This window comes from Fischerella sp., assembly GCF_013388695.1.
Taxonomy (GTDB): domain Bacteria; phylum Cyanobacteriota; class Cyanobacteriia; order Cyanobacteriales; family Nostocaceae; genus PCC9605.
Genome location: NZ_JACAEU010000092.1, coordinates 42,301 through 63,545, shown reverse-complemented (window position 1 = coordinate 63,545; position 21,245 = coordinate 42,301). Strand labels below are relative to the sequence as shown.

Annotated in this window: 22 protein-coding genes; 10 read left to right on the top strand and 12 right to left on the bottom strand. The window is 42.3% G+C overall.

Annotated elements, in window-relative coordinates; all coding sequences use genetic code 11:
* Window positions 1-121: 121 nt before the first annotated feature.
* From HXY43_RS12455 to HXY43_RS12445, 3 genes are all read left to right on the top strand, one after another.
* Window positions 122-1,477: an OB-fold nucleic acid binding domain-containing protein gene (locus HXY43_RS12455; protein ID WP_290883516.1), complete on the top strand. Its 1,356-nt coding sequence runs from the start codon at window positions 122-124 to the stop codon at window positions 1,475-1,477.
* 247 nt (window positions 1,478-1,724) lie between these two features.
* A complete protein-coding gene (locus tag HXY43_RS12450; protein WP_290883515.1) occupies window positions 1,725-2,264 on the top strand; it encodes a hypothetical protein in 540 nt (179 codons plus the stop codon).
* Between the two features lie 272 nt (window positions 2,265-2,536).
* On the top strand, window positions 2,537-2,851 hold the full coding sequence (locus HXY43_RS12445) for a DUF6464 family protein (protein WP_026731007.1): 315 nt from the start codon (window positions 2,537-2,539) through the stop codon (window positions 2,849-2,851).
* 79 nt (window positions 2,852-2,930) lie between these two features.
* Here the strand turns inward: HXY43_RS12445 and HXY43_RS12440 are convergent, their stop codons facing one another.
* The 6 genes from HXY43_RS12440 to HXY43_RS12415 all read right to left on the bottom strand — a co-directional run bounded on the left by HXY43_RS12440 (window position 2,931) and on the right by HXY43_RS12415 (window position 8,082).
* Window positions 2,931-4,097: an FtsW/RodA/SpoVE family cell cycle protein gene (locus HXY43_RS12440; protein ID WP_290883514.1), complete on the bottom strand. Its 1,167-nt coding sequence runs from the start codon at window positions 4,095-4,097 to the stop codon at window positions 2,931-2,933.
* 3 nt (window positions 4,098-4,100) lie between these two features.
* On the bottom strand, window positions 4,101-4,256 hold the full coding sequence (locus tag HXY43_RS12435; protein ID WP_180965149.1) for a hypothetical protein: 156 nt from the start codon (window positions 4,254-4,256) through the stop codon (window positions 4,101-4,103).
* An 89-nt stretch (window positions 4,257-4,345) separates the two neighbouring features.
* Window positions 4,346-5,797 (bottom strand): ATP-binding protein, encoded by a 1,452-nt coding sequence (locus HXY43_RS12430; RefSeq protein ID WP_290883513.1) that lies wholly within the window; start codon window positions 5,795-5,797, stop codon window positions 4,346-4,348.
* Window positions 5,798-5,808: 11 nt separating this feature from the next.
* Entirely contained in the window at window positions 5,809-6,360 is a 552-nt protein-coding gene (locus HXY43_RS12425) for a heme NO-binding domain-containing protein (protein ID WP_290883512.1), read from the bottom strand.
* Window positions 6,361-6,568: 208 nt separating this feature from the next.
* Entirely contained in the window at window positions 6,569-7,315 is a 747-nt protein-coding gene (locus HXY43_RS12420) for an iron-containing redox enzyme family protein (protein ID WP_235657166.1), read from the bottom strand.
* A complete protein-coding gene (locus HXY43_RS12415) occupies window positions 7,312-8,082 on the bottom strand; it encodes a class I SAM-dependent methyltransferase (RefSeq protein WP_102146221.1) in 771 nt (256 codons plus the stop codon). The genes HXY43_RS12420 and HXY43_RS12415 overlap by 4 nt, the downstream gene beginning before the upstream one ends.
* A gap of 754 nt (window positions 8,083-8,836) precedes the next feature.
* Here HXY43_RS12415 and HXY43_RS12410 point away from each other — a divergent pair.
* Window positions 8,837-9,832: a hypothetical protein gene (locus tag HXY43_RS12410; protein ID WP_290883511.1), complete on the top strand. Its 996-nt coding sequence runs from the start codon at window positions 8,837-8,839 to the stop codon at window positions 9,830-9,832.
* A gap of 194 nt (window positions 9,833-10,026) precedes the next feature.
* Here the strand turns inward: HXY43_RS12410 and HXY43_RS12405 are convergent, their stop codons facing one another.
* The 6 genes from HXY43_RS12405 to HXY43_RS12380 all read right to left on the bottom strand — a co-directional run bounded on the left by HXY43_RS12405 (window position 10,027) and on the right by HXY43_RS12380 (window position 16,466).
* On the bottom strand, window positions 10,027-10,230 hold the full coding sequence (locus HXY43_RS12405) for a phycobilisome linker polypeptide (protein ID WP_026731014.1): 204 nt from the start codon (window positions 10,228-10,230) through the stop codon (window positions 10,027-10,029).
* Window positions 10,231-10,456: 226 nt separating this feature from the next.
* Window positions 10,457-10,942 (bottom strand): allophycocyanin subunit beta, encoded by a 486-nt coding sequence (apcB, locus tag HXY43_RS12400; RefSeq protein WP_026731015.1) that lies wholly within the window; start codon window positions 10,940-10,942, stop codon window positions 10,457-10,459.
* A gap of 65 nt (window positions 10,943-11,007) precedes the next feature.
* Window positions 11,008-11,493, bottom strand: coding sequence for an allophycocyanin subunit alpha (apcA, locus tag HXY43_RS12395; protein WP_026731016.1), 486 nt, complete (start codon window positions 11,491-11,493; stop codon window positions 11,008-11,010).
* A gap of 479 nt (window positions 11,494-11,972) precedes the next feature.
* The gene (locus tag HXY43_RS12390) at window positions 11,973-15,383 is read right to left on the bottom strand and encodes a phycobilisome rod-core linker polypeptide (RefSeq protein WP_290883510.1); all 3,411 of its coding nucleotides are present in this window, start codon (window positions 15,381-15,383) and stop codon (window positions 11,973-11,975) included.
* A gap of 353 nt (window positions 15,384-15,736) precedes the next feature.
* Window positions 15,737-16,303 carry a 2-phosphosulfolactate phosphatase gene (locus HXY43_RS12385; protein WP_290883509.1) on the bottom strand — a complete coding sequence of 189 codons (567 nt, stop codon included), beginning with the start codon at window positions 16,301-16,303 and terminating at the stop codon, window positions 15,737-15,739.
* A gap of 13 nt (window positions 16,304-16,316) precedes the next feature.
* Entirely contained in the window at window positions 16,317-16,466 is a 150-nt protein-coding gene (locus HXY43_RS12380) for a hypothetical protein (RefSeq protein ID WP_290883508.1), read from the bottom strand.
* A gap of 261 nt (window positions 16,467-16,727) precedes the next feature.
* On the opposite strand from HXY43_RS12380, the gene HXY43_RS12375 reads away from it, so the two are divergent.
* From HXY43_RS12375 to HXY43_RS12350, 6 genes are all read left to right on the top strand, one after another.
* Window positions 16,728-17,912, top strand: coding sequence for a class I SAM-dependent methyltransferase (locus HXY43_RS12375; protein WP_290883529.1), 1,185 nt, complete (start codon window positions 16,728-16,730; stop codon window positions 17,910-17,912).
* A gap of 202 nt (window positions 17,913-18,114) precedes the next feature.
* Window positions 18,115-18,567, top strand: a complete 453-nt coding sequence (locus HXY43_RS12370) for an ATP synthase subunit I (protein WP_290883507.1) — start codon at window positions 18,115-18,117, stop codon at window positions 18,565-18,567.
* 101 nt (window positions 18,568-18,668) lie between these two features.
* Complete coding sequence (gene atpB, locus HXY43_RS12365; protein ID WP_290883506.1) at window positions 18,669-19,424, top strand: F0F1 ATP synthase subunit A; 756 nt, start codon at window positions 18,669-18,671, stop codon at window positions 19,422-19,424.
* A 123-nt stretch (window positions 19,425-19,547) separates the two neighbouring features.
* Window positions 19,548-19,793 (top strand): ATP synthase F0 subunit C, encoded by a 246-nt coding sequence (gene atpE, locus HXY43_RS12360; RefSeq protein WP_016874655.1) that lies wholly within the window; start codon window positions 19,548-19,550, stop codon window positions 19,791-19,793.
* 155 nt (window positions 19,794-19,948) lie between these two features.
* A complete protein-coding gene (locus HXY43_RS12355) occupies window positions 19,949-20,380 on the top strand; it encodes a F0F1 ATP synthase subunit B' (RefSeq protein ID WP_290883505.1) in 432 nt (143 codons plus the stop codon).
* Window positions 20,381-20,698: 318 nt separating this feature from the next.
* Complete coding sequence (locus tag HXY43_RS12350; protein WP_290883504.1) at window positions 20,699-21,244, top strand: F0F1 ATP synthase subunit B; 546 nt, start codon at window positions 20,699-20,701, stop codon at window positions 21,242-21,244.
* Window position 21,245: the final 1 nt, after the last annotated feature.

The window sequence follows — 21,245 nt, the reverse complement described above, 5'->3', positions numbered from 1 at the left end:
TTCAGTTGATTTCAGCCGCACAAACAGCTTGGATGGCGGCTTGCATTAGATTAATATGTATTCCACACCAAACAATTCTATAAACTTGTTTATTTTAAAGATTTTCATAGAGTGGTGAACAATGGTGAAAATTGTAACACGCAGATCGCTAGGCACACAGAACGTATATGACATTGGAGTAGAGAGCGACCATAATTTTGTCATCAAAAATGGTTTGGTAGCTTCCAATTGTTTCAACAAATCTCACTCCACAGCTTACGGTTATGTAACATATCAAACTGCGTATTTAAAAGCTAATTATCCTTTGGAATATATGGCGGCACTGTTGACAGCTAACAGTGGCGATACAGATAAGGTGCAGAAATATATTGCTACCTGTACCAATATGGGTATTCAAATAGACCCACCAGATATTAATCGCTCTGGCGTAGATTTTACTCCCGCGGGTGGCAAGGTTTTGTTTGGATTGTCGGCTGTGCGGAACGTGGGACAAAGTGCGATCGCTTCTATTTTAGAAGCCAGAGAAAGCGGGGATGAGTTTAAATCCTTGGCTGATTTTTGCGATCGCGTCGATCTGGGTGCTGTTAACCGCCGTACTTTAGAATCACTAATTTATTGTGGAGCCTTTGACAAAATTGACTCAAACCGCAACCAGTTACTTCACGACTTGCCCCTAGTTTACGACTGGGCACAATCTCGTGCCAAAGATAGAGCTACCGGTCAGGGAAACCTCTTTGATTTATTAGGTGGTGGATTCTCTAATATTAATAATAACAATCAAGCTCAAAACAGTTTTGACATTGCACCGAAAGCCAAACCTGTTCCTGATTTACCTCCCCAAGAAAAGTTACGCAGAGAAAAAGAATTATTAGGTTTTTATGTATCAGACCATCCACTCAAATCTATACGAAACTCAGCGCGCGTCCTAGCACCAATTAACCTTTCACAACTGAGCGATCAAAAAGAAGATACAGTAATTTGTGCCGTGGTTATGCTCAACAATGTGAAAAAAGTGATCACCAAAAAGGGCGATCCAATGGCAATTTTACAAATAGAAGATTTAACTTCACAATCAGAAGCAGTAGCATTTCCTAAATCTTACGAACGCATTAGTTCACTGTTACAAGTTGATGCCAGATTAATAATTTGGGGTAAAGTAGATCGACGAGACGACCAAACTCAATTTATTGTTGAAGATGCTGAGCCGGTAGAAACAGTACAGATGGTGATGGTGGAATTGAGCACTCAACAAGCAGCGACTATTGAAGAACAGCATCGCTTGCGAACAATTCTGCAAGAACAATCAGGGGATAAAGAAAAAGCAAAAGTACCGATAATAGGAATTGTCCAGGCTGGGAACTCTCGTCATCTTGTCCGTTTTGGACGACAATTTTGGGTGCAAGATTCTAGAAGTACTGTTCTGGCTTTGCAAAACGCCAGGTTCCTTGCTCATGTACAACCGCTTATTAATACCTAAAATATATAAGTAAAAAATAATACTTTTATTGATTTTTGATAAAAAGAAACAAGCTTTTATCTCTAATGTTTGCATTGGTTCATAGGCTATATTTTTCTCTTGTCTCCGTCATCAGTAATTTAGCTTATCTATTAGAGGTTTTATAGTTTTTTTCGTTACTTATGCGGATGATCCTCTCCTAGAGAAAATGGTATTTTTTTATGCCATGAGGATAAATGCAACAACCAGGGCAAGGAGCAAATATTTAATGACTGCAGATGCGCTAGGTCAATTTGTTGCATACTGCAAAAAAATTCAACCCCAAACTCAAGAAGAAATAAAAAGATTTTTTGAGGGGGTTGTTGGGTTTCCTTATGACAAGGAACTCTTATTGCAAGCGTACTTATTTTTGAATAACAAAAATTTATTTCCGACCTGCGCTGAATTGCTGTTATTTGAAAAGTCTCCTATTGCCGACTATACAGATTTAGGTAAGTGTGATTTTGTCTACCTTACATCTCAAAACAAATTGTTTTTAATTGAAACTAAATTTATTGATACGGAGGCAACAGGGGCAACAGAAAGAAAAAGAAGAAACAAGCACAGAAATAAAGTATTTGAACAGGCGATCACTTTAAAGCACCGATTTAGTGAATATTGGAATATCAAATTAGAGGAGTTAGAATGCGGTGTTTTTACAACAGATCCAGAGGTTGATTGGCGGGGAAATGACATGAATGTCATTACCAAGTCAATATCTATTGATAAACTCGAATATTGGCGGAAAAATTATCCAATCATAATATAGTCGCGTCACTGCAACCACAACTCATGGGATAGGTGCAAATACAAGGCGCTTCTCAGTAATAGTATTGGTAAACAAATCTTAAGTTACCAATATTCATACAAAACTCACAGTTTGAACTGTAAAAGTTATGCTGATCTAAGTGGTAGCAGGAATATTTTTCTAGGTTGCCACTCTTGTACACCACCATAACTAAACTGCCCCAAGGGTTGCACTCTCAGACAACGAGAATGCAACACTAGGGACGAGAAGCGCACACAAGAGGTAAAAAGAAGGTGTTAAGGACACTTTTGGTCATTGCCATTGGTTTCTTGCCGTCCCTATTCTCCCTGTGGTTGATGCGTAAAACCCAGGCAAGAATGCGATCGCACCTCAGACGTGTTGCTATGAATTTTCCTCGGGAGCAGATTCAGGTAAACACTAGACCTCCGGAACCCAGCGATCGTTATTACTTAGAAGGAGTAGGTTATCTCATTGGTGATATCAGTTGTCGATATAATGCTCGTTCTGGCTATCTGCGTTGTGCTGTTAATCCCAGTGGGCCGTGTGAGGGTTGCCGTTACTATGAACCTAAGGAACCCACCAAATGAGGTCTTACTTCTTCCGCTCTTTTTCTAATTCATGGACTTTTTAAGGATAAAGTTAAATTTTTTCTTTGGTAAATCAGCGTTATAGCCAATTTCCACGTCTTCTTTGCAAAGGTATTACCTCTGCTTCGCTACTCTCCCTTGCTACTCGAATCAACAATCCTGCTGCTATTAAACTAGCAATCATGGAATTACCACCATAACTAAACATAGGTAATGGCAAACCAGTAGTTGGCAAGGCACCTGTAGCAACACCTATATGGAGTAATGATTGTCCTACCATCAAAATTGTCACACCGATCGCCACCAGTCGATGTATGGGATGGGTTGTCTTGAGGGCAACAATTAATCCCAAAGTGGCAAATATAGCTAACATCAGTAACAGCACCATACTGCCAACAAAGCCAAATTCTTCAGCAAATACCGCAAAAATAAAATCGGTATCCTGAATTGGTAAATAAAATTGTTTTTGTTGAGAAAGTCCAAAACCAGCACCCCAAGTACGGCCGGAACCTATTGCCAGTAAACTTTGTACTAGCTGATAACCATCTCCAGTAGGATCGGCCCAAGGATTGAGGAAAGACATCACACGTTTGCGCTGATACTCCTTGATACTAATACTGAGTAACGCTAACAGCACTCCTCCAACTGCTGTTCCTCCCAAGTATTTGTAAGGCAAGCCAGCAGCTAAAGCAATTAACCAAATAGTCATACCGCAGAGTGCAGTTGTACTCAAGTTAGGCTGTGCCAAAATCCCCAAAATCACAAGACCAAAAACACCTAACCAAGCAAAGCGAATAGACCAACTCAGTTTATCCCACTGACCAAAAAGTCGCGCACTTTGTAGCACCAGAAAGGGCTTAATTAATTCAGAAGGTTGCAGCGGAATCGGCCCTACTAGCCTACGCGCTGCACCAAGCTCATTCTTTCCCACTCCTGGAATCATAGTGACGAAAATCAGCACCAATAGCAGGAATACAAACCAATGGGATACTCCCAAAATCCTATGCAGGGGTAAATTAACAATGATGTTGAACAATATTAAGGCTACTAACACCCACAGGAGTTGGCGCTTAAAGTAATACAGCCCATCATCATGATTGACATCAGCAACGGGATAGGAGGCTGAAAACAGCATTATTAAGCCTATAAACAGCCAAACTAATGTTAACCAGCGCAACAGGCGCGCCTCTAATGCCCACTCGGACACAGAGTTATCAAATAATGGAATTAGGCGGCGTAAATTCACGTGTTATACCGAATCAATAGCATCCGCAATATTTTGTACGTGGTAGATTTTAGCAGCCCTTTTATTTTGGCGATCGCACAGTCGTGTGAAAGCGATCGCTACCAAGGGTACACCCACAGCCCCACATTCGTAAACGGTGTTGTAATCGGCACTTTCCACTACGTGATGAAAAGAAGGGTAAGTGACTTCTTTGATGCAGATACTAAATAAAATTTAAGTATACAGAATGATACAACTTTGAAGGATATTTAGATAACACAACTCAGCGATCTAATATCATTCACTGTTTGTCTGTCCACCGATATAGGAATTTCAATGCAGAACTCGCTTCCCTGACCCGGTTCTGATACGCATGTCAGTTTTCCTCCGTGTTTTTCAACAACAATTTGATAGCTAATCGATAAGCCTAGCCCTGTCCCCTTACCTACTGGCTTAGTTGTAAAAAATGGATCAAACAGTTTTGCCTTAACTGCTTCAGTCATCCCTGGGCCATTGTCAGCAATTCGGATTGCAATATAGCTTGTTTCTAAAACTTCTGTAGTAATTGTAATTGTATTAAAATTATCTTGAATTCCTATACTAGAATCTTTTATGTTATTGCTCTCAATAGCATCAATAGCATTACTAATAATATTCATGAAGACTTGGTTTAATTGTCCAGGATAACACTCTATTAAAGGTAAATTACCGTAGTTTTTTACTATTTCTATACCTGGTTTATCACCTTTGGCTTTGAAGCGGTTTTGTAAAATCAGCAGAGTACTCTCAATACCTTCGTGAAGATTAACCCTTTTCACCTCTGCTTCATCAAGACGAGAGAAGTTGCGAAGAGAGCACACAATGTCCCTGATCCGTTCTGCCCCTATTCTCATAGAATTTATCGTTTTGGGTAAATCTTCAAGTATATAATCTAATTCATTTTTACGAATGTAATCTTGTATTTTTGGCACGATATGAAAATTAAATGTTTTATATAAAATTAATAACTTCAATAGGTCTTGAGTATATTGTTCAACATAATCTAAATTGGCGTAAATAAAATTTACAGGATTGTTAATTTCGTGAGCAATCCCTGCTACCAACTGACCTAGACTGGACATTTTCTCAGCTTGTATTAATTGGGCTTGAGTATGCCGTAATTCTCTGAGAGATTGTTCTAGTTTTTGGGCTTGTTCTTCAGCAACTTTAGCCAAATTTTCTTGTATTGCCAGAGCACGCTGTAATTCTGCCCGCTGCTTAGTTAGTTCTGTTGTTAACTTTTCAGCATCAGCCAGAGCAGAATTCTTTGCTTGTAGTAGGAATAAAAAATCAACAATTGGATCGTGAATGGCAAAGTCTTTTAATTTGATATTTAGAGGAATGAGATTAGCAGCATCAGTAATCCAGGGAGAACAAAGAAAAAATATCAATTCCTCTTCTGGTTGATATACCATTTGACCTTTGAGTTGCATTCCATTGCGGAGAAACTCCAATATGAAAAGAGCGTGAGTTTGTTTTTTAATAGCATCAAATTCAACTGTGACCTTAGGGCGATTGATTTGAAAATACTGCTCAATTTTGCTTCCTATTATTTGTTCGCCACTAATGCGCTCTAGAACAGCACCAGCTTGTAAAATTTCTCGTTGGCGGTTAAATACAAAGTGGAATGGAAAAGCTTTTGTAAATAATTCTGGCGAAAGACTCAGATGAGGAGAAACCATACATACTGACCTCACTGTGGTTTATACTTCACTAAAAATTCATCATGATCTGCGCCTTCATTCCTACTTTGGGTTTGGGTAATATCAACTTCTGTATCAAACCTTTTTCCTAATCCCTTGACTAAACCTATTACCATTGGCGTCAGTCCTTCTCGGGTTGAGCGATAATGTAAGTTCAGAGACTCTTCTTCTGTATCAGTACATTCAAAAGATGGGGGCATTAGCTTAGGAAAACTAATTCCCACACGAGCATGAAGATGGTCAAGGTTTTCCAGGAATTCAGGTAGGTTATCTCCGCTCATATCCATCAGTTCGCCGTAGCCTTCATCTGCTGTGTACTGTACCCAATATTCTCCAAAAGCTTGCATAATTTCTGCTGCTGATAAACCTAAGACAACACTTGCAGCTTTTACAAGCCTGTGGGTAATATCATCAGGATAGGCTTCCATGCTGATAAAAACATCTACTTCTAGTTCAGCTTTCTGCTTAATTTCTTGCCAAGTATTTTTGCCAAAGCGACTGCATACCATCTCTTCAATCGCCTTGTTGACTAATCCATACATAAAGACTCCTGATTTTTGCACCCAATTATAATTTGTGCATCAGACTCAATAATTTTAGGCTCTACAGCAGTATTCAAATTTTTATATCTGCTGTATAAACATGTTATTTTGCCTGTGCTTAATTGCCTGAAAAAGAGAAAAAACACTATAAACTTCCTGCTATTTTTAGCAATTCATCCAGAATAATAACATCCGTAATTTCACCCTTTTAACTTACCGATTGCCATGCATTCAAAAGCAAAAATGGATTAGCATTCAAGTCATATTCGTGAATTTGACGCTGAATCCCATTAAAGAATTGCACACGGGCATCCATTGCTTCGACAATAGCAAGCTTTAGCTTGACTTCTTCTTCTTCTGTAATTAACTGAGGTTCAATCAGTGCTGCGAGTTTTGCCGCATGGCTATCATCCACATCAATATGGACTTCAAAAAATATCAAGGATTCCTTGGATAAAGGTGCAGTGCCAATAATGCCTTGATAAAGTTGAGTGTATAGCGTACTCACAATTCCTTCAGATGCGTAACACACTGCCCCAAGTGCAGCTAAAAAACCATACTGATGCGGTATTCGTAGGTAGGTATCAATTAGATCTCTAGTTTCAGGTATTGTGGGCAGCATTGCTAAAATCTCGTCATCAATACCAATAGCACGGGTGAAACGACGAAATAACTCGGTATGGGATTTATTTAAATCTCCCTGTCCCATTTCATCAAACAAGTTCTCTAAGAGGACTAACTGAGCGCTTTCATTTTGGCAGCAAGATAAAATACTAGCCAAAATTCGATTAAATTCTTTGGAGAATTTGTACATCTGAACGGCTAGTAAGCGTATCTCTTGTAAAGACAACTGTCTAGCGCGACAACGGCTGAGGAAATCATGCTTCCACAGTGGATGATGAGCCGTAATTTCCCGTAAGGATTCGTGAATAGAACAAGATAGCTTTGTCATCATCGTAATACTTGTATGGCTAAATGGAGTGGTAAATCAATCAAAGAACCGAAAAAAGATTCATCTAGTGCTATGTGTTCTGGAGTAACTCGTAATTCCCGCAAAGTTGGCATCGTATTGAAGCCAGCGTTTTTAAGGGCATCAAAATAGTCTTCTAAGGTTTTGTGAACCAATTGCACATCTAGCCAAGACCCATCTCTTTTCCAAATACGACCCGGAAATTGCCGATCTCGCTTACTGAAATAGCCTTTACCCTCAACCTCAAAATAGAAGGGATAGGCAGCTGAGCGCATGTATGGAAAAGATGGATGTGGAACACTGAAAACAAATCGACCCCCTGGACGAAGTACACGTGCAACTTCGGTCATGCATTGTTGAGTTTGAGCAGTTGTCAAATAGTTAAATAGAAACACTGCTATGACTAAGTCAAATTCGCGATCGCCAAACTGTTTGAGGTCAGTAGCACACCCTAATTCATACTGAATGCCCAAGGGATCTTTTAATTCCTGCAATTTTGCTCCTGCAATCATCGCTTCAGAGAGATCTACACCATATATTTGGGCAGCACCTCTTTGGCGTAATTCCCGAGAGCAATAACCTTCACCACAACCCAAGTCAAGCACTCGCAACCCGGCAACAGGCTCACAAAGCTTTAGTACGAAAGGGCGTGCCGTAAAATCAGAAAGTGAAGTCGGTTCTCCTCGAATCCACTGTGATGCTGTGCCGTTATAAAGGTTTTTAGTGGAATTTTTGTTATCTGAGTTTGGCATGTTGACAGATTTATCTAGTAATCAGGTTTAAATAAATATAAGTATGAGGATTGTTGGTAGTTGATGATAATAGTTACTGCTTTTTCAAAAGCATAAGCAAAGTAAGTGCGCTTTTTTCACCGATCGTAGGAACAACAAACGACAAAAATAAGTAGCAATAAATACTTGTGTTAATACCTATCTATTTAGTTTTTAGAAAAGTTACATTTGATGAGATATTTCTTTTGTATCATTTGTATATTTGGTTGATAATGTTGATTGTACGGATTTTTATCTTATTGATTTTAATCTTATTTTTTCAGGTAGCTAGCTGTTTGTATCTACCAATCTTTATAAAAGCTTGTTAATGTTGCTGATGAGCAAAATATTTGTTTAACAAATTTATTGCTCAAAAATTATTTTTAGCTTTAACTTTATATTGAATTTATAAAAAAATTCAGAGTAAATACTCTACTAAAACAATTTTATTTGGAGAATATTAGTAGCAAAGTGTAAATAAACATGACTATCAAGTGTGTTTAGTGTGATTGATAAGTTGTTAGTTTTACCAAATAACAAACAATCAACAACTAGTAATTATCAGTAAAAATCAACCACCGAGCGCAAAGAGGTCGAAAGTCAATAATTAAAATTTGTTGACTATACCTTACCCTACGGCATGCTTTTGACTACTGCGTGAATACAACAGCAGCTTGCCCTAGGAAATGGTATTAGCCACTACAACAACTTCTAGTAAATGATAGAAAGGATAATAATGGCAAAATTATTAGCAAAGCCAAAATTAGATAAACAATTAGAACTAGAGCAAGCGATCGCATTCTCTGAGTTAGGCGATCGCCTGTTTGATGAACTTAGCGATCGTATTTCTACTAAACGGCAGTATCGGCTGCTGTTTGAACACAAGTTAAAGCCTGAATTATTTCAGCAGATCCAAATTGCTGCTGCTGGTTACATTTCAGCCTGCCTAAACAGTCCTATCATTCTCTCGGAAGAGGAAATGCTCCAGAGATTACTCGAACAGAGAAATACTCTGTCGAACTACACTGGCACCGGACTTTTAATGCCAAAGCGAGAACATACTTTGGCTTTTAACCTCTTTCAAAGAAGTGTAGCTGAAGCTTTTTACCAATTAGGAGCTAACGATCTGATCGATGCAGTAGATTTACCAGTAAATCTCCGTATGGTTTATGGTAAAACCGATCCAGAAAAAACTCGTTTGCCTTTCGCAAGCTCAAAGCTACATAGCGATGTCTGGGCAGGTGTTCCTGCTGATGCAACAGTTGTAATTTTGCCCCTCTTTGGTAATATTGAAAACATCACTATCGAAGCTGGTGAAATGCCCCGCGAAATGGAACTCAAAGCAATGCGGATCATGTCCGACTTCGATGAAGGTAGGGATATTCCAATGGTTGTCTCCTACACAGAAGCACAATTACAGCACGGTACGATGTATTTTAATGATGCTCGTGGATTGCACCAAACAGTCAGACGTCAAACAGATGGTGTGAGAATTTCAGTAGATTTTAGGTTCCGCAGAAAATTCAATAAAGCATATCGGGCAATGTTGTCACCAAGTCTTGGTGGTGTAGAGCAAGATATGAGTGTACCTTACGAAGAATGGCTAAAGGTTGGTAAAGAAACACTTATTATATTTGATGAAACTATCGAGGAGGCAAAGTTCAAACGCAATAGCAGCAGTTCTGTTCCGCTATATATGCGTGGATATCGTCTCCTGAAAATGTTTGACTAAATCATATTTGGTCATCGATCGCATAGTTTGATAGTGCAGGCATTTCACCTGAGTAGGCAAGATGCTTGCACTATTTTTGTATTCAGCCAGATATATTCACCTCTTCTGGCAACTGACAAATAACACAAAAAAGAGGTCTGATTGACCTCTTAGCAACTCCCTACAATCAATAATTTGGTCTATTAGGAATTAAATTAAGCTAAACCAGCATTTGTTCCTTGCTTACCAGTAGCCAATTCTACCTTAACAATTTTACCGCCCATTTTTTGAATACGTTGCTGTTCGCGGAACCAGTTCTCATAGGGAACTAACTTAGTGAAGTAAGTATTTTGCAATTCCCGCTGGGTACGAATTCTAGTTTGGCTAGGAACGCAAGCAGTAATTTTAAACATCCGCATGGTCTTAAATCTCCTGTAGCTGGGGTGAAAACTTTTTTATCTCAAAATCTTGAGTGCAAATCTGTCTCTATTTACTGCAAGGCTGGAAATCAGGCGTCAATACCAGACCGTTAACACTCATCATTCATAAATTTAGCTTGATAAGCGATATAACGTCCTAGCACTCACGATTGATTTCCAGTCCTTAATTAAAGTCGCACCTAAATTATTAAGCGCAAACTAGATCCTAGCTCAAGCCAGAGCTAATATAGTCGAAGTAAACGCCCATTTCCTTTCCAGCGTCTGGACCAACCAAGCTAGCGGTTACTTCCTTCATAGCTTGGATAGCTTGTACGGTAGCTCCTACGGGTACACCCAAGGAGTTGTAGGTTTCCTTCAAACCATTCAGTACGCGCTCATCCAAAATGGAGGGGTCGCCAGCCAGCATAGCATAGGTTGCATAGCGCAGGTAGTAATCCAAATCGCGGATACAAGCTGCATAGCGACGAGTAGTGTACATGTTACCACCGGGACGGGTGATGTCAGAGTACAGCAGAGACTTAGCCACAGCTTCCTTCACAATCGCAGCAGCATTAGCAGCGATGGTGGTAGCAGCACGTACGCGCAGTTCACCAGTATTGAAGTAGCTCTTGAGCTTCTCTAGAGCTGCGGTGTCGAGGTACTTACCTTGAACATCCGAAGAATTAATAACAGCGGTAATTGCGTCTTGCATGTTGTTATTTCCTTATTTCCAACCGTATTGCAATACTTCTGTTTCAATAGGAGAAACAGCTTCACCTACGACATCGCGCCAACGAGGTAGTCGAAGTAAGCGCCAGCTTCAGCAGCGTCTTCACCAGACAACAGGGAAGCAGCAACATTCTTCATTGCGTTGACACCGCCAGCAACGGCATCGATAGGAGTTCCGAGAGACTTGTACATTTCACGGACGCCTACAACACCGATTTCTTCGATGGGGGTGACATCACCAGCTACGATACCGTAGGTGATGAGGCGGAGGTAATAATCCAAGTCACGCAGACAGGTAGCGGTCATTTCTTGACCGTAAGCGTTGCCACCAGGAGATACAACATCAGGGCGCTTTTGGAACAGCTGGTCACCAGCTTGCTTAACAATCCGCTCGCGGTTGTCTGTCAAAACTTGAGCAATCCGCAGACGGCGCTCACCGCTGGTAACAAAGCTCTTGATCCGATCCAGTTCGCCAGGGCTGAGATAGCGGGCTTCTGCATCTGCATTCACGATGGACTTCGTGACGATACTCATTAATGGATTCCTCCAAAACGTAATGAAACCAGAATTTAATTAAACTGGTGCGACTTTACGGGTTGACTGAGCTTATGTTCTCGTTTTTTAGACTCAACAGTCAAATAACTGCTGAAACTATTACATTTCGAGCCTGCTTGAGTAATTACAAGTACACAAGCCTTGAAACTCAGCTACCTTCCGGAATTATTTTCGGGCATTATGTTGAGCATATATGACTGCTTTTAACAGTTTGTAACATTCTTTTTCATGTTTGCTGTCGCGGCAACAATATTAAAGCAATGTTACGAAAGTTTGCAAATTGGGCATTGGGGATTGGGCATTGGGTAAAGGTTAAAGGGTAAAGGGTAAAAGAATTTATTAACCTTTCACTTTTCTCCTTTTCCCCTTCCCCCTCTTGTTTTTCCGATGCCCCATGCCTATTGCCCTATGCCCGTTGCCCGTTGCCCGTTGCCCTATGCCCTTATCCTCCCTAGGCTTTAACCTTGACTGTAACGTCCTGTTAGTACGGACGGTGACAAGCTAGACCAAGACTGCTTCACTAAGTCAGCTGCTGCTTGGACACTGCCGAGGTAGTTACCCGCAGGCAAGGAGGGGAAGCGCTGATAAGGCACTACATCCTCGCCAAAGTAACGGGTATACTCTGGGCTATTTACCATCGCTTCTACAGCAGTTCTCAAACCGCCATCAGCCAGTAGTTTGTTGTACTGGCGAATTTCCGCTTGAGTTGCTGGTGCGCGTCCCAAAAGGTGACGGAAGAGGAATTCAATCACCTTGGTGTTGGGATACGGAGTGTAGAAGCGCTTGCGATAAATTTCGGAACTAGCTAGTTCACGCACAAACTCGCGTACGGAGATTTCCCCATTCCGCAGTTTGCTTTCCAGATCGCTGCGGCGGAAATACTCAGGAACCTGACCGCTAAATACATCCATTACCTGAACGTAAATAGCATTCATTACCTGTTGCATTTCTGCTTGGTTTGCTCCTACAGTCATGCGGTAAATGCGGGCGGGTTTGCGGCGGTTTGTACCTACACCCACTTCTACTGACTGTCCGCGTCCATCGTTGTAAGAACGACCCAGTTCGATAAACAGCGGCTTGCTCTTGTCTACAGCCCTTGCTTTCGCTGCCATATCTGCGATCGCTTTCGCCATAATTGGCATTTGCGCCACATCCATACGCGGCTTGGTCGACTCAAAGCTAGGAACAACAATATCCTTGTTCTGCTTGGTCAACTGGTTGTACAGTCTTTGAGAATTCGGGAAGTTCGCCGCTGGCAAGGTCGCAAAGCGGTTGTAAGGAACCGTATCTTCACCAAACGCTTGCAAATATTCTGGAGTATTCAGCATTGTCCGGATAAATGCGCGAATACCCTGAGTAGCAAGAATTTGATTATACTTCCTGATTTCTGCTTGGTCTAAGGGGGCGCGTCCCAGAAAATGCTTGGTTCCCAGTTCAATTACCTTGGTGTTGGGGTAGGGGGCATAAAATTCTTTCAGGTATAGACCAGAACAGCCTAAACCTTCAATGAATTCTTTAACGGTGATTTCGCCGTTACTCAGCTTGCTTTCCAAGACTTTGAATTCCCTGGAAGAAGCAACGTAGGGTGCGATATCCCGCTCGAAAATCTGCCGATAGGCGGCGCTAATAACAGTTTGTACCGCGACTTTGTCGCCAGTACCAGCCACCAACTTGAAGATTTTCCTTTGTTCGCGCTTTTTGCTGACACCTTGGTTGATGCGGGACTGGATATCTGGTTCCGTCCGTGTTTCGGTGACTGTACCCATTTGTACAAACATGGGTGTTTCTTGCTTCTCGACTTTTGCACCGACATCTTCGCGGATGCTACCAACGCGCAGTTTCCGCAATGCCACACCTGCGGGAGTAAGATAGCGTTCGTATGGAACTGTATCTTCGCCAAATGCTTGGCTGTACTCTTCGCTGTCAATGATGGCGTCAATCAGTGCGTAAAAGCCTTTCTTGGAGCAAATATCAAAGTACTTGTTGTTTTCTTGACGACCGTAGGTCGGACGACCCAACAAGCGGCGGTGGATATACTCGATCGCCTTACACACATAATAAGGTGTCCAGTAGAGCTTGCGGAACAGATCCGACTTCGCCAAAGCCCGAACAAACTCGCGTACGGAAATTTCGCCGTTTTCCAGCTTAATTTCTTGCACTTTCAGGCGCTGACCATCGTAGACATCGCGACCAAATACTTGCAGGTAAGCCCCACGAATTACGGCTTGGGTAGAGCTTTCGGAGTATTTTACACTTGCTCCCTTGCCAGTTCCCTTGCTTAAGGTTCTGGGAATTTGATCCAAGCGGAACACTTTTGGCCCCAGAGTACCAGGAAACGCACCGCGAGCATCTGGGTTGCCAGTTTGGTTATTAATTCCTGGCCCTTGGTGAATCAGGATGCGTCTTGTATCCTTACCAAAAGGAGCAGGACGGCTGCTGGGATTGCGAGTTTCTTTAGGGAAAATTGCCCCAAACTGAATTTCCAGAGGATCGTTACCGGAACCGTAGGGATGCTGGTCAGGCAACGGCTGGTTGTAACCCGCAAAAGTTGTGATAAATTGCGGTACTTTCCGGAAAGGTGCGCTGTACTTAAACAAGTCTTGCTGCGGACCCCAGTTACGACATTCTTGGGCTTCTTGACCGAGACCCCGGATATAGGGTACCGTTTCTTCGCCAAAGTAGTCAGAGTATTCCTCAGAGTCTACCAGCGCATCGATTAAGGCTGACAGACCGCCTCGAGAAACAATATCAAAGTATTTTTGTACCTCTTCCCGGCTACTTGGCCCCCGTCCCAAAAAGTGGCGGAAAGCAAGTTCTAGGGCGCGGCTATTAATAAATGGTTCGTAAAATTGTTTCCGGTAAAGTGGAGATTTACCAAGACGGCGGACAAACTCTTTCATTGAGATGTCGCCATTTTTGACCTGGGATTCTAGATAAGATATCGACAAGCTGTAAGCGCGGGTAATGTCACGCTCAAAGATTTGCCGATATGCTGCCTTGACTACCTCAGTTTTTTCAGCTGCGGATAAACCAGGCTTCATCACAAACTTCTGACGTCGTTCTGCCGCATTAAAGTAAATTTGGGGCAGTTGTAAACCTTGTTGGTCGCCAGATGGACGTTGCCGTAATTTATTAGAAGGAGTGGGTGCTTTGAATTCTGTAATTAAAACATCCATGTACTGAGACACAATGTCTGTTGCCTCAGAGTCTTTGCGGAAATAGGAAAGCGCAGCAGCTTTCAGTTCCTGCAAAGCAACAATTGTAGCTTCACCAGAGCAAGCGTTTTCAATGATTTCCCGCAGACCGCGCGTATTCACGGCGATAATATTGGGGTCGCCAGCCACGATCGCATAAGTAGCATAGCGCAAGAACCACGATAAGTCCCGCAAGCTCTTAGCCATATTAGCAGGGCCATAACGGGCGACGTTAATTGGTCGGAAACCTGGTGGAACCGGGCCGCTAGGTGAAGTGTTAAAGATGGAACGTAAATTTTCTAGGAAGCCACCACGAGATTCTACGTAGGTAACTGTTCCTAGTTTCATTCCTTCTCTTACATCCGCTGTCGCCGCAGCCGCTGCCACAGCCATCGCCACTTCTGGTTCTCTAGGCTTTTCTAAAAAAGCCATCGGCGAACCACCAACAAAAATCCTGTTGGCAGCGCGAGAGACAATAATTTCGGAATTGTCCGTGAGCGCCTGGGCAATTTCTAAACGTTTTGCACCAGATGCAAAATAGCTTGCCAGTTCACTTAGTTCTCCGGCTCCCAGAAAACGGTCTTGCTGCTCCGCCTGGGAAATTGTTGATACAGCTAGGGTTTGATATAGTTGCGGACGCGCAACTGAGCTTCCACCACTTGCCTTAACACTCATCGGATTTGTAAAACTCCCATCATATGCGTTTATGTGTTAAGTCTGGGTCACTTTAGGCTTGACACATCGGTATATTCATGCTTCCCCTGTGCCGCCTGCTAAGTTGCCAGAAAAAATTAACCCAGTCAGCTTTTAGATTAGAACGTTTTGAGATTTATCAGGGGCTTTATTAAGAAGTATGTAGAAACTGTAGCGTTGATGTATCGGCTTTTTAACGCTGATGCTTCAGGTTTATGAGAAAAAATCGAAGTTTTGTATCTATACGTAACAAAAACCCAACTTGGGGATTGAGGATTGGGAATATGAATGATGAATACTGAATGCTAAAAATTTCATAATTCATAATTCATAATTCATAATTTATAATTCATAACCTGTTTCACATAGGCATTTTTTATAAACAAAGGTACACAATTACTCACGTTAAAAGCTGCTGCAATTTCAATGTCTGATTCAAACCCACGTGCAATTAACTCTTTTCCAGAACTGCATTTTTTCAAATAAGCCAGCAAATCTTTTTTAAAATCATGAAATACTACCACAGCAATTTCAGCTTCTGGTGATAAACTGCCATTAAGATAACTAAGAATTGCCCCAGCACCAATCAAATCTTCAAAAGCAGGTCTTAACGTGCCATCTTCCCACCTTTCACCTGCGGGGATAACTGCGATTTTGGAACCATATTTTTGAGCCAACTTTGCCACAGTTTCGCAGTTCCGCAAGCAACCCGCCAAAGTAGGTGTTCTGCCAGTTCGCAACGTGAGGGAAGAACCATTAGGTGATGGCAAAACTAGTTTTGTTCCTGCCGGAATTTTAATTAGTAATGCAGGTGAGAGAGAATAGCTATTTTTGGAAGTGCGATCGCCTGCCAATTGCGCCTGTAAAGATTTGGCATAATCATGCGCTGACCCATTTTCCACTCGTAGGGAAAAATTATCCGCCGTTATTGGTGGCTATTTCTACAGAGGTAGAAAAAGACAAAACATCAACTATCACAACCACATCGCTAATGGGAGCTAGGTGAGTAACACCGCGATCGCCCCACTCGCAGCGCAGGTCAAATTCTGATTGGTCAAAAATCATTAATTTATTTCCAAGTTATACCAATTAAAAAAATGATTGCGACAGATGGATTGACAGAACCCCAATAGAGACAGTAATTCCCAATCCAAAATCCAAAATCTAAAATCCAAAATGGTATTAATTGTGGGATGAGTATCTTGCCCGCACTCGATGAATAGACGGCTCATGTCGCCCGTCCCACAAGAAAACTACAAGAAAATGTGTCACATTGAGTATCCAGCATTAGATAAACTCAAATATGCTGCGATCAAAGCTCCTGAAATGTCCGACTCTCAAACTGTTAGCACTGCTGTTGCCAAACTCTACGATACCTACCCCTTCCCTCCAGAACCGTTGCTTGATGAACCACCCCCAGGCTACAACTGGCGCTGGAATTGGCTAGCTGCTTATAACTTCTGCACCGGACAAAAACCCCAAAAACAAGACATCCGCATTTTAGATGCTGGCTGCGGTACGGGGGTGGGAACAGAGTACTTGGTTCACCTCAACCCCTACGCTTGTGTAGTTGGAATTGATCTCAGTACTGGAGCGCTACAAGTGGCACGAGAACGCTGCAAACGTTCCAAAGCAAACCGTGTCGAGTTCCACCATCTCAGCTTGTACGACGTCGAACAACTTCCAGGTGAATTTGATTTCATTAATTGTGTGGGGGTACTGCACCACTTAGGCGACCCCATTCGCGGTATTCAAGCTTTGGCGAAGAAATTAGCCCCAGGCGGTTTAATGCACATCTTCGTGTATGGAGAGTTGGGACGCTGGGAAATTCAACTCATGCAAAAAGCGATCGCTCTCCTCCAAGGTGACAAACAGGGCGATTATCGCGATGGTGTACAGGTAGGACGAAAAATATTTTCTGCTTTACCAGAAAATAACAGAATTGTCAAGCGAGAAAGAGAACGTTGGTCTTTGGAAAATCAGCGCGATGAATGCTTTGCTGACATGTATGTCCATCCCCAGGAAATTGATTACAATATAGACACGCTGTTTGAACTCATCGACGCTTCAGGATTAGAGTTTATCGGCTTCTCAAATCCTGGTTTTTGGCAATTGGAGAGACTTTTGGGCAAAGCACCGGAACTAATTGAACGGGCAGTTGGGTTAAGCGCTCGCCAACGTTACCGTTTGATAGAATTGCTAGATCCGGAAGTAACCCACTATGAATTTTTCCTTGGTCGTCCGCCAATAACCAAAGCCGACTGGTCAGCCGATGATGCTTTAATGACAGCGATTCCAGAACGCAATCCCTGTATAGATGGGTTTCCGAGCCAGTGCGTGTTTAATTATGATTACCAGATAGTCAACTTGTCGGAAGCCGAATTAAAATTTCTGCAAGCCTGTGAGGGGAAGAAAACAGTCGCGGAAATTTTGCGGGATGATGTGCCGCTAGAGTTAAAGCAAGTGCGATCGCTCCTGAAGCAGCAGTTGATGATGTTAACACCAAGCTGAAAAATAAGGTATCGGGAATAGGTGATAGGTGATTGGGAAATTACCTTTGCCTAGTTCCTAATCCCCGATCCCCAATCCCTAATCCCCGATCCCCAATGACTAAGTTAATTGTTTTTTTCTAAAGTATTGTTACTCTATCGTGATATGATTTAGCTGACTGAATGTGCAGTCAACATCATTAGCTGTACTGGTTTCAAGTCCCGTGAGCTTGTCCGATCAATCAAATGATCCCACACCGACAACACGACAAGATACTCAATCTGGTTTTGAGGACCCAGAACCAGTAAACTCTATGCAAGAGTTCTACAAACTCTACCAGGAGTTTTTGCTAATCACACTTGTCTTAACGGGGATTATTTTTATCTCTGTGTGGATTTTTTATTCCCTAAATATTGCCCTGAATTATATTCTTGGGGCATTTACGGGTATGCTTTACATGAGGATGTTGGCAAAAGATGTTGAGCGTTTGGGCCCAGAAAAGCGGCAGCTGAATAAAAATCGGTTGGCCCTATTAGTAGTCATAATCCTACTGGCATCCCGGTGGAATGAACTACAAATTTTGCCCATATTTTTGGGATTTCTCACCTATAAAGCAACGCTCATCATCTATGTAGTCAGAGAGGCGTTTATCTCTGGCTTGCCGACACCTCGATAACCTTGAAAAGCCAATGTGAGTTTGCCTTAAGTAAATCCACACAAGGCTCTTAGTTCCTGTTCTCCAAGTAATATTGGAGAAATGATTGATATGGGAAGAAAATGCTCAATTTTCTGAACTTCTTCAATTCTGTTCCCCTTGCCGAATTAGAGGTAGGAAATCATTTCTACTGGCAATTGGGTAATCTAAAAATACATGGACAAGTTTTTCTCACCTCCTGGTTTGTAATTGGCATTCTAGTGGTAGCTTCACTAGCTGCTACTCAGAACATCCAGAGGGTTCCTAGTGGCATACAAAATTTTATGGAATATGCCCTGGAATTTATTCGGGATTTGACGAAAAACCAGATTGGTGAGAAAGAGTATCGTCCTTGGGTGCCTTTTATCGGCACGTTGTTTTTGTTTATCTTCGTATCGAATTGGTCGGGCGCTTTAGTTCCTTGGAAGCTCATCAAACTGCCATCTGGTGAATTGGCAGCTCCGACTAATGACATCAATACGACAGTTGCACTGGCGTTGTTGACTTCTTTGGCTTACTTTTACGCCGGTTTTAGCAAGCGCGGTTTGGGTTACTTTAAAAAGTATATCGAGCCAACACCGATTCTTTTACCAATCGCGATTCTAGAAGATTTCACCAAACCTCTTTCCCTAAGCTTCCGTCTTTTTGGCAACATTTTGGCGGATGAATTAGTGGTGGCGGTACTAGTTCTTTTGGTTCCTCTATTTGTGCCTCTGCCGGTAATGGCTCTGGGGTTGTTTACAAGTGCTATTCAAGCCCTGGTTTTTGCCACCTTAGCAGCAGCTTACATACATGAGGCCATGGAGGGGCATGGTGGTGAAGAGCATGAAGGACATTAACAGTCCTCAGTTGATGTAATTTTAGATTTTGGATACCCGAATTTTGAATTCGGTTCCAGATCTAAAATCAAAAATCTCAAATCAAAAACCGTTTGTTGTGTATTTAAGGTAAGGAAAATCGACATGGATCCATTGATTTCTGCTGCTTCAGTTCTCGCTGCTGCTTTAGCAATTGGTTTAGCTGCGATTGGCCCTGGTATTGGTCAAGGAAATGCTGCTGGTCAAGCAGTAGAAGGTATTGCCCGTCAGCCAGAAGCAGAAGGAAAAATTCGCGGTACTCTGCTGTTAACCTTGGCGTTCATGGAATCACTGACAATCTACGGTCTGGTGATTGCTCTGGTACTGCTGTTTGCTAACCCCTTTTCCTAGACTCTAAAACTTTTCGTAGTTTGGAGACGTGATCACTCACGTCTCTAATCTAGATTTACCCTTTATGGTTATAGGGTCTCTAGAGTATTACGATGAAAAGTTGAATTCATTATTGCTTGCCATGAAAACTGCTGTTACAGCCAAAGAGGAGAGAAATGTTTGATTTCGATGCTACCTTGCCCTTGATGGCATTGCAGTTCCTGCTGTTGGCAGCTGTTTTAAATGTGATTTTCTATAAGCCATTGACCAAGGCACTGGACGATCGGGATAATTACATCCGAACGAATAACCTTGAAGCTCGGGAACGCTTGGCCAAAGCCGAGCGATTGACCAAAGAATATGAGCGGCAGCTAGCAGAAGCTCGCAGGCAATCTCAAGCAGTTGTGGCTGAAGCTCAAGCTGAAGCTCAAAAAATTACTGCCGAGAAAATCGCTGAGGCGCAAAGGGAAGCTCAGGCTCAACGAGAACAAGTGGCTCAAGAAATAGAACAGCAAAAGCAGGAAGCTTTACGTTCCTTAGAGCAACAGGTAGATGCCTTCAGCAGGCAGATTCTGGAAAAACTCTTGGGACCCACTTTAGTTAAATAAAGTGATTTTTGATAGCTCACAACATCGGTTCCAAAAAGTATACGCGCTGCGGGGCATTAGTCCGGTGAGCGCTGAATTAAGTGTCAACCAATTTTGGATTTACGATTTTGGATTTTGGATTGACCCCACCCGCAAGGGAATAGGGATTAAAGATTTTAGACTAGCGATTTTGGATTATTTTCGACCACGCTTGGCCGAGGCATAAATCAAAAAATCTAAAATCTGAAATCTAAAATCTAAAATTGCTAGTCGAAAGTGGCACTTTTTTCCTTTGGGAAAGTTCTAACTGATATTAGCAAGGGAGCAGCGCAGTTGTAGATGGGTATCATAGGAACTGTCTTATTATTAGCCACAGAGGCGGCAGAAGCAGAATCGCAAGGCGGTTTCGGTCTTGACTTCAACATTCTTGAAACCAATATAATTAACCTGGCAATTCTGATTGGCGTTCTATTTTATTTTGGGCGTAAAGTTATAAGTAACACACTAAACGAGCGACGCTCAAATATTGAAACAGCGATTCGGGAAGCAGAAGAACGCGCAAAAGAAGCAGCGATCAAACTTTCCGAGGTGCAGCAAAAGTTGACCCAGGCACAAGCAGAGGCGCAGCAAATCCGCAAAGCTGCTGAAGAAAATGCTCGCTCAGCTCGTGAGGCAATTTTGGCACGAGCAGCAGAAGATGTGGAACGTATGAGAGAAACAGCTGCTCGCGATTTAGACACAGAAAGAGAGCGGGCGCTTGCTCAACTGCGGCAGCAGGTAGTGGCTATGGCATTGCAAAAAGCCGAGTCCGAACTCCGTAGTGGAATTGGCGACGATGCTCAACAAACATTAATTGACCGTAGTATCGCGCTACTAGGAGGCTAGG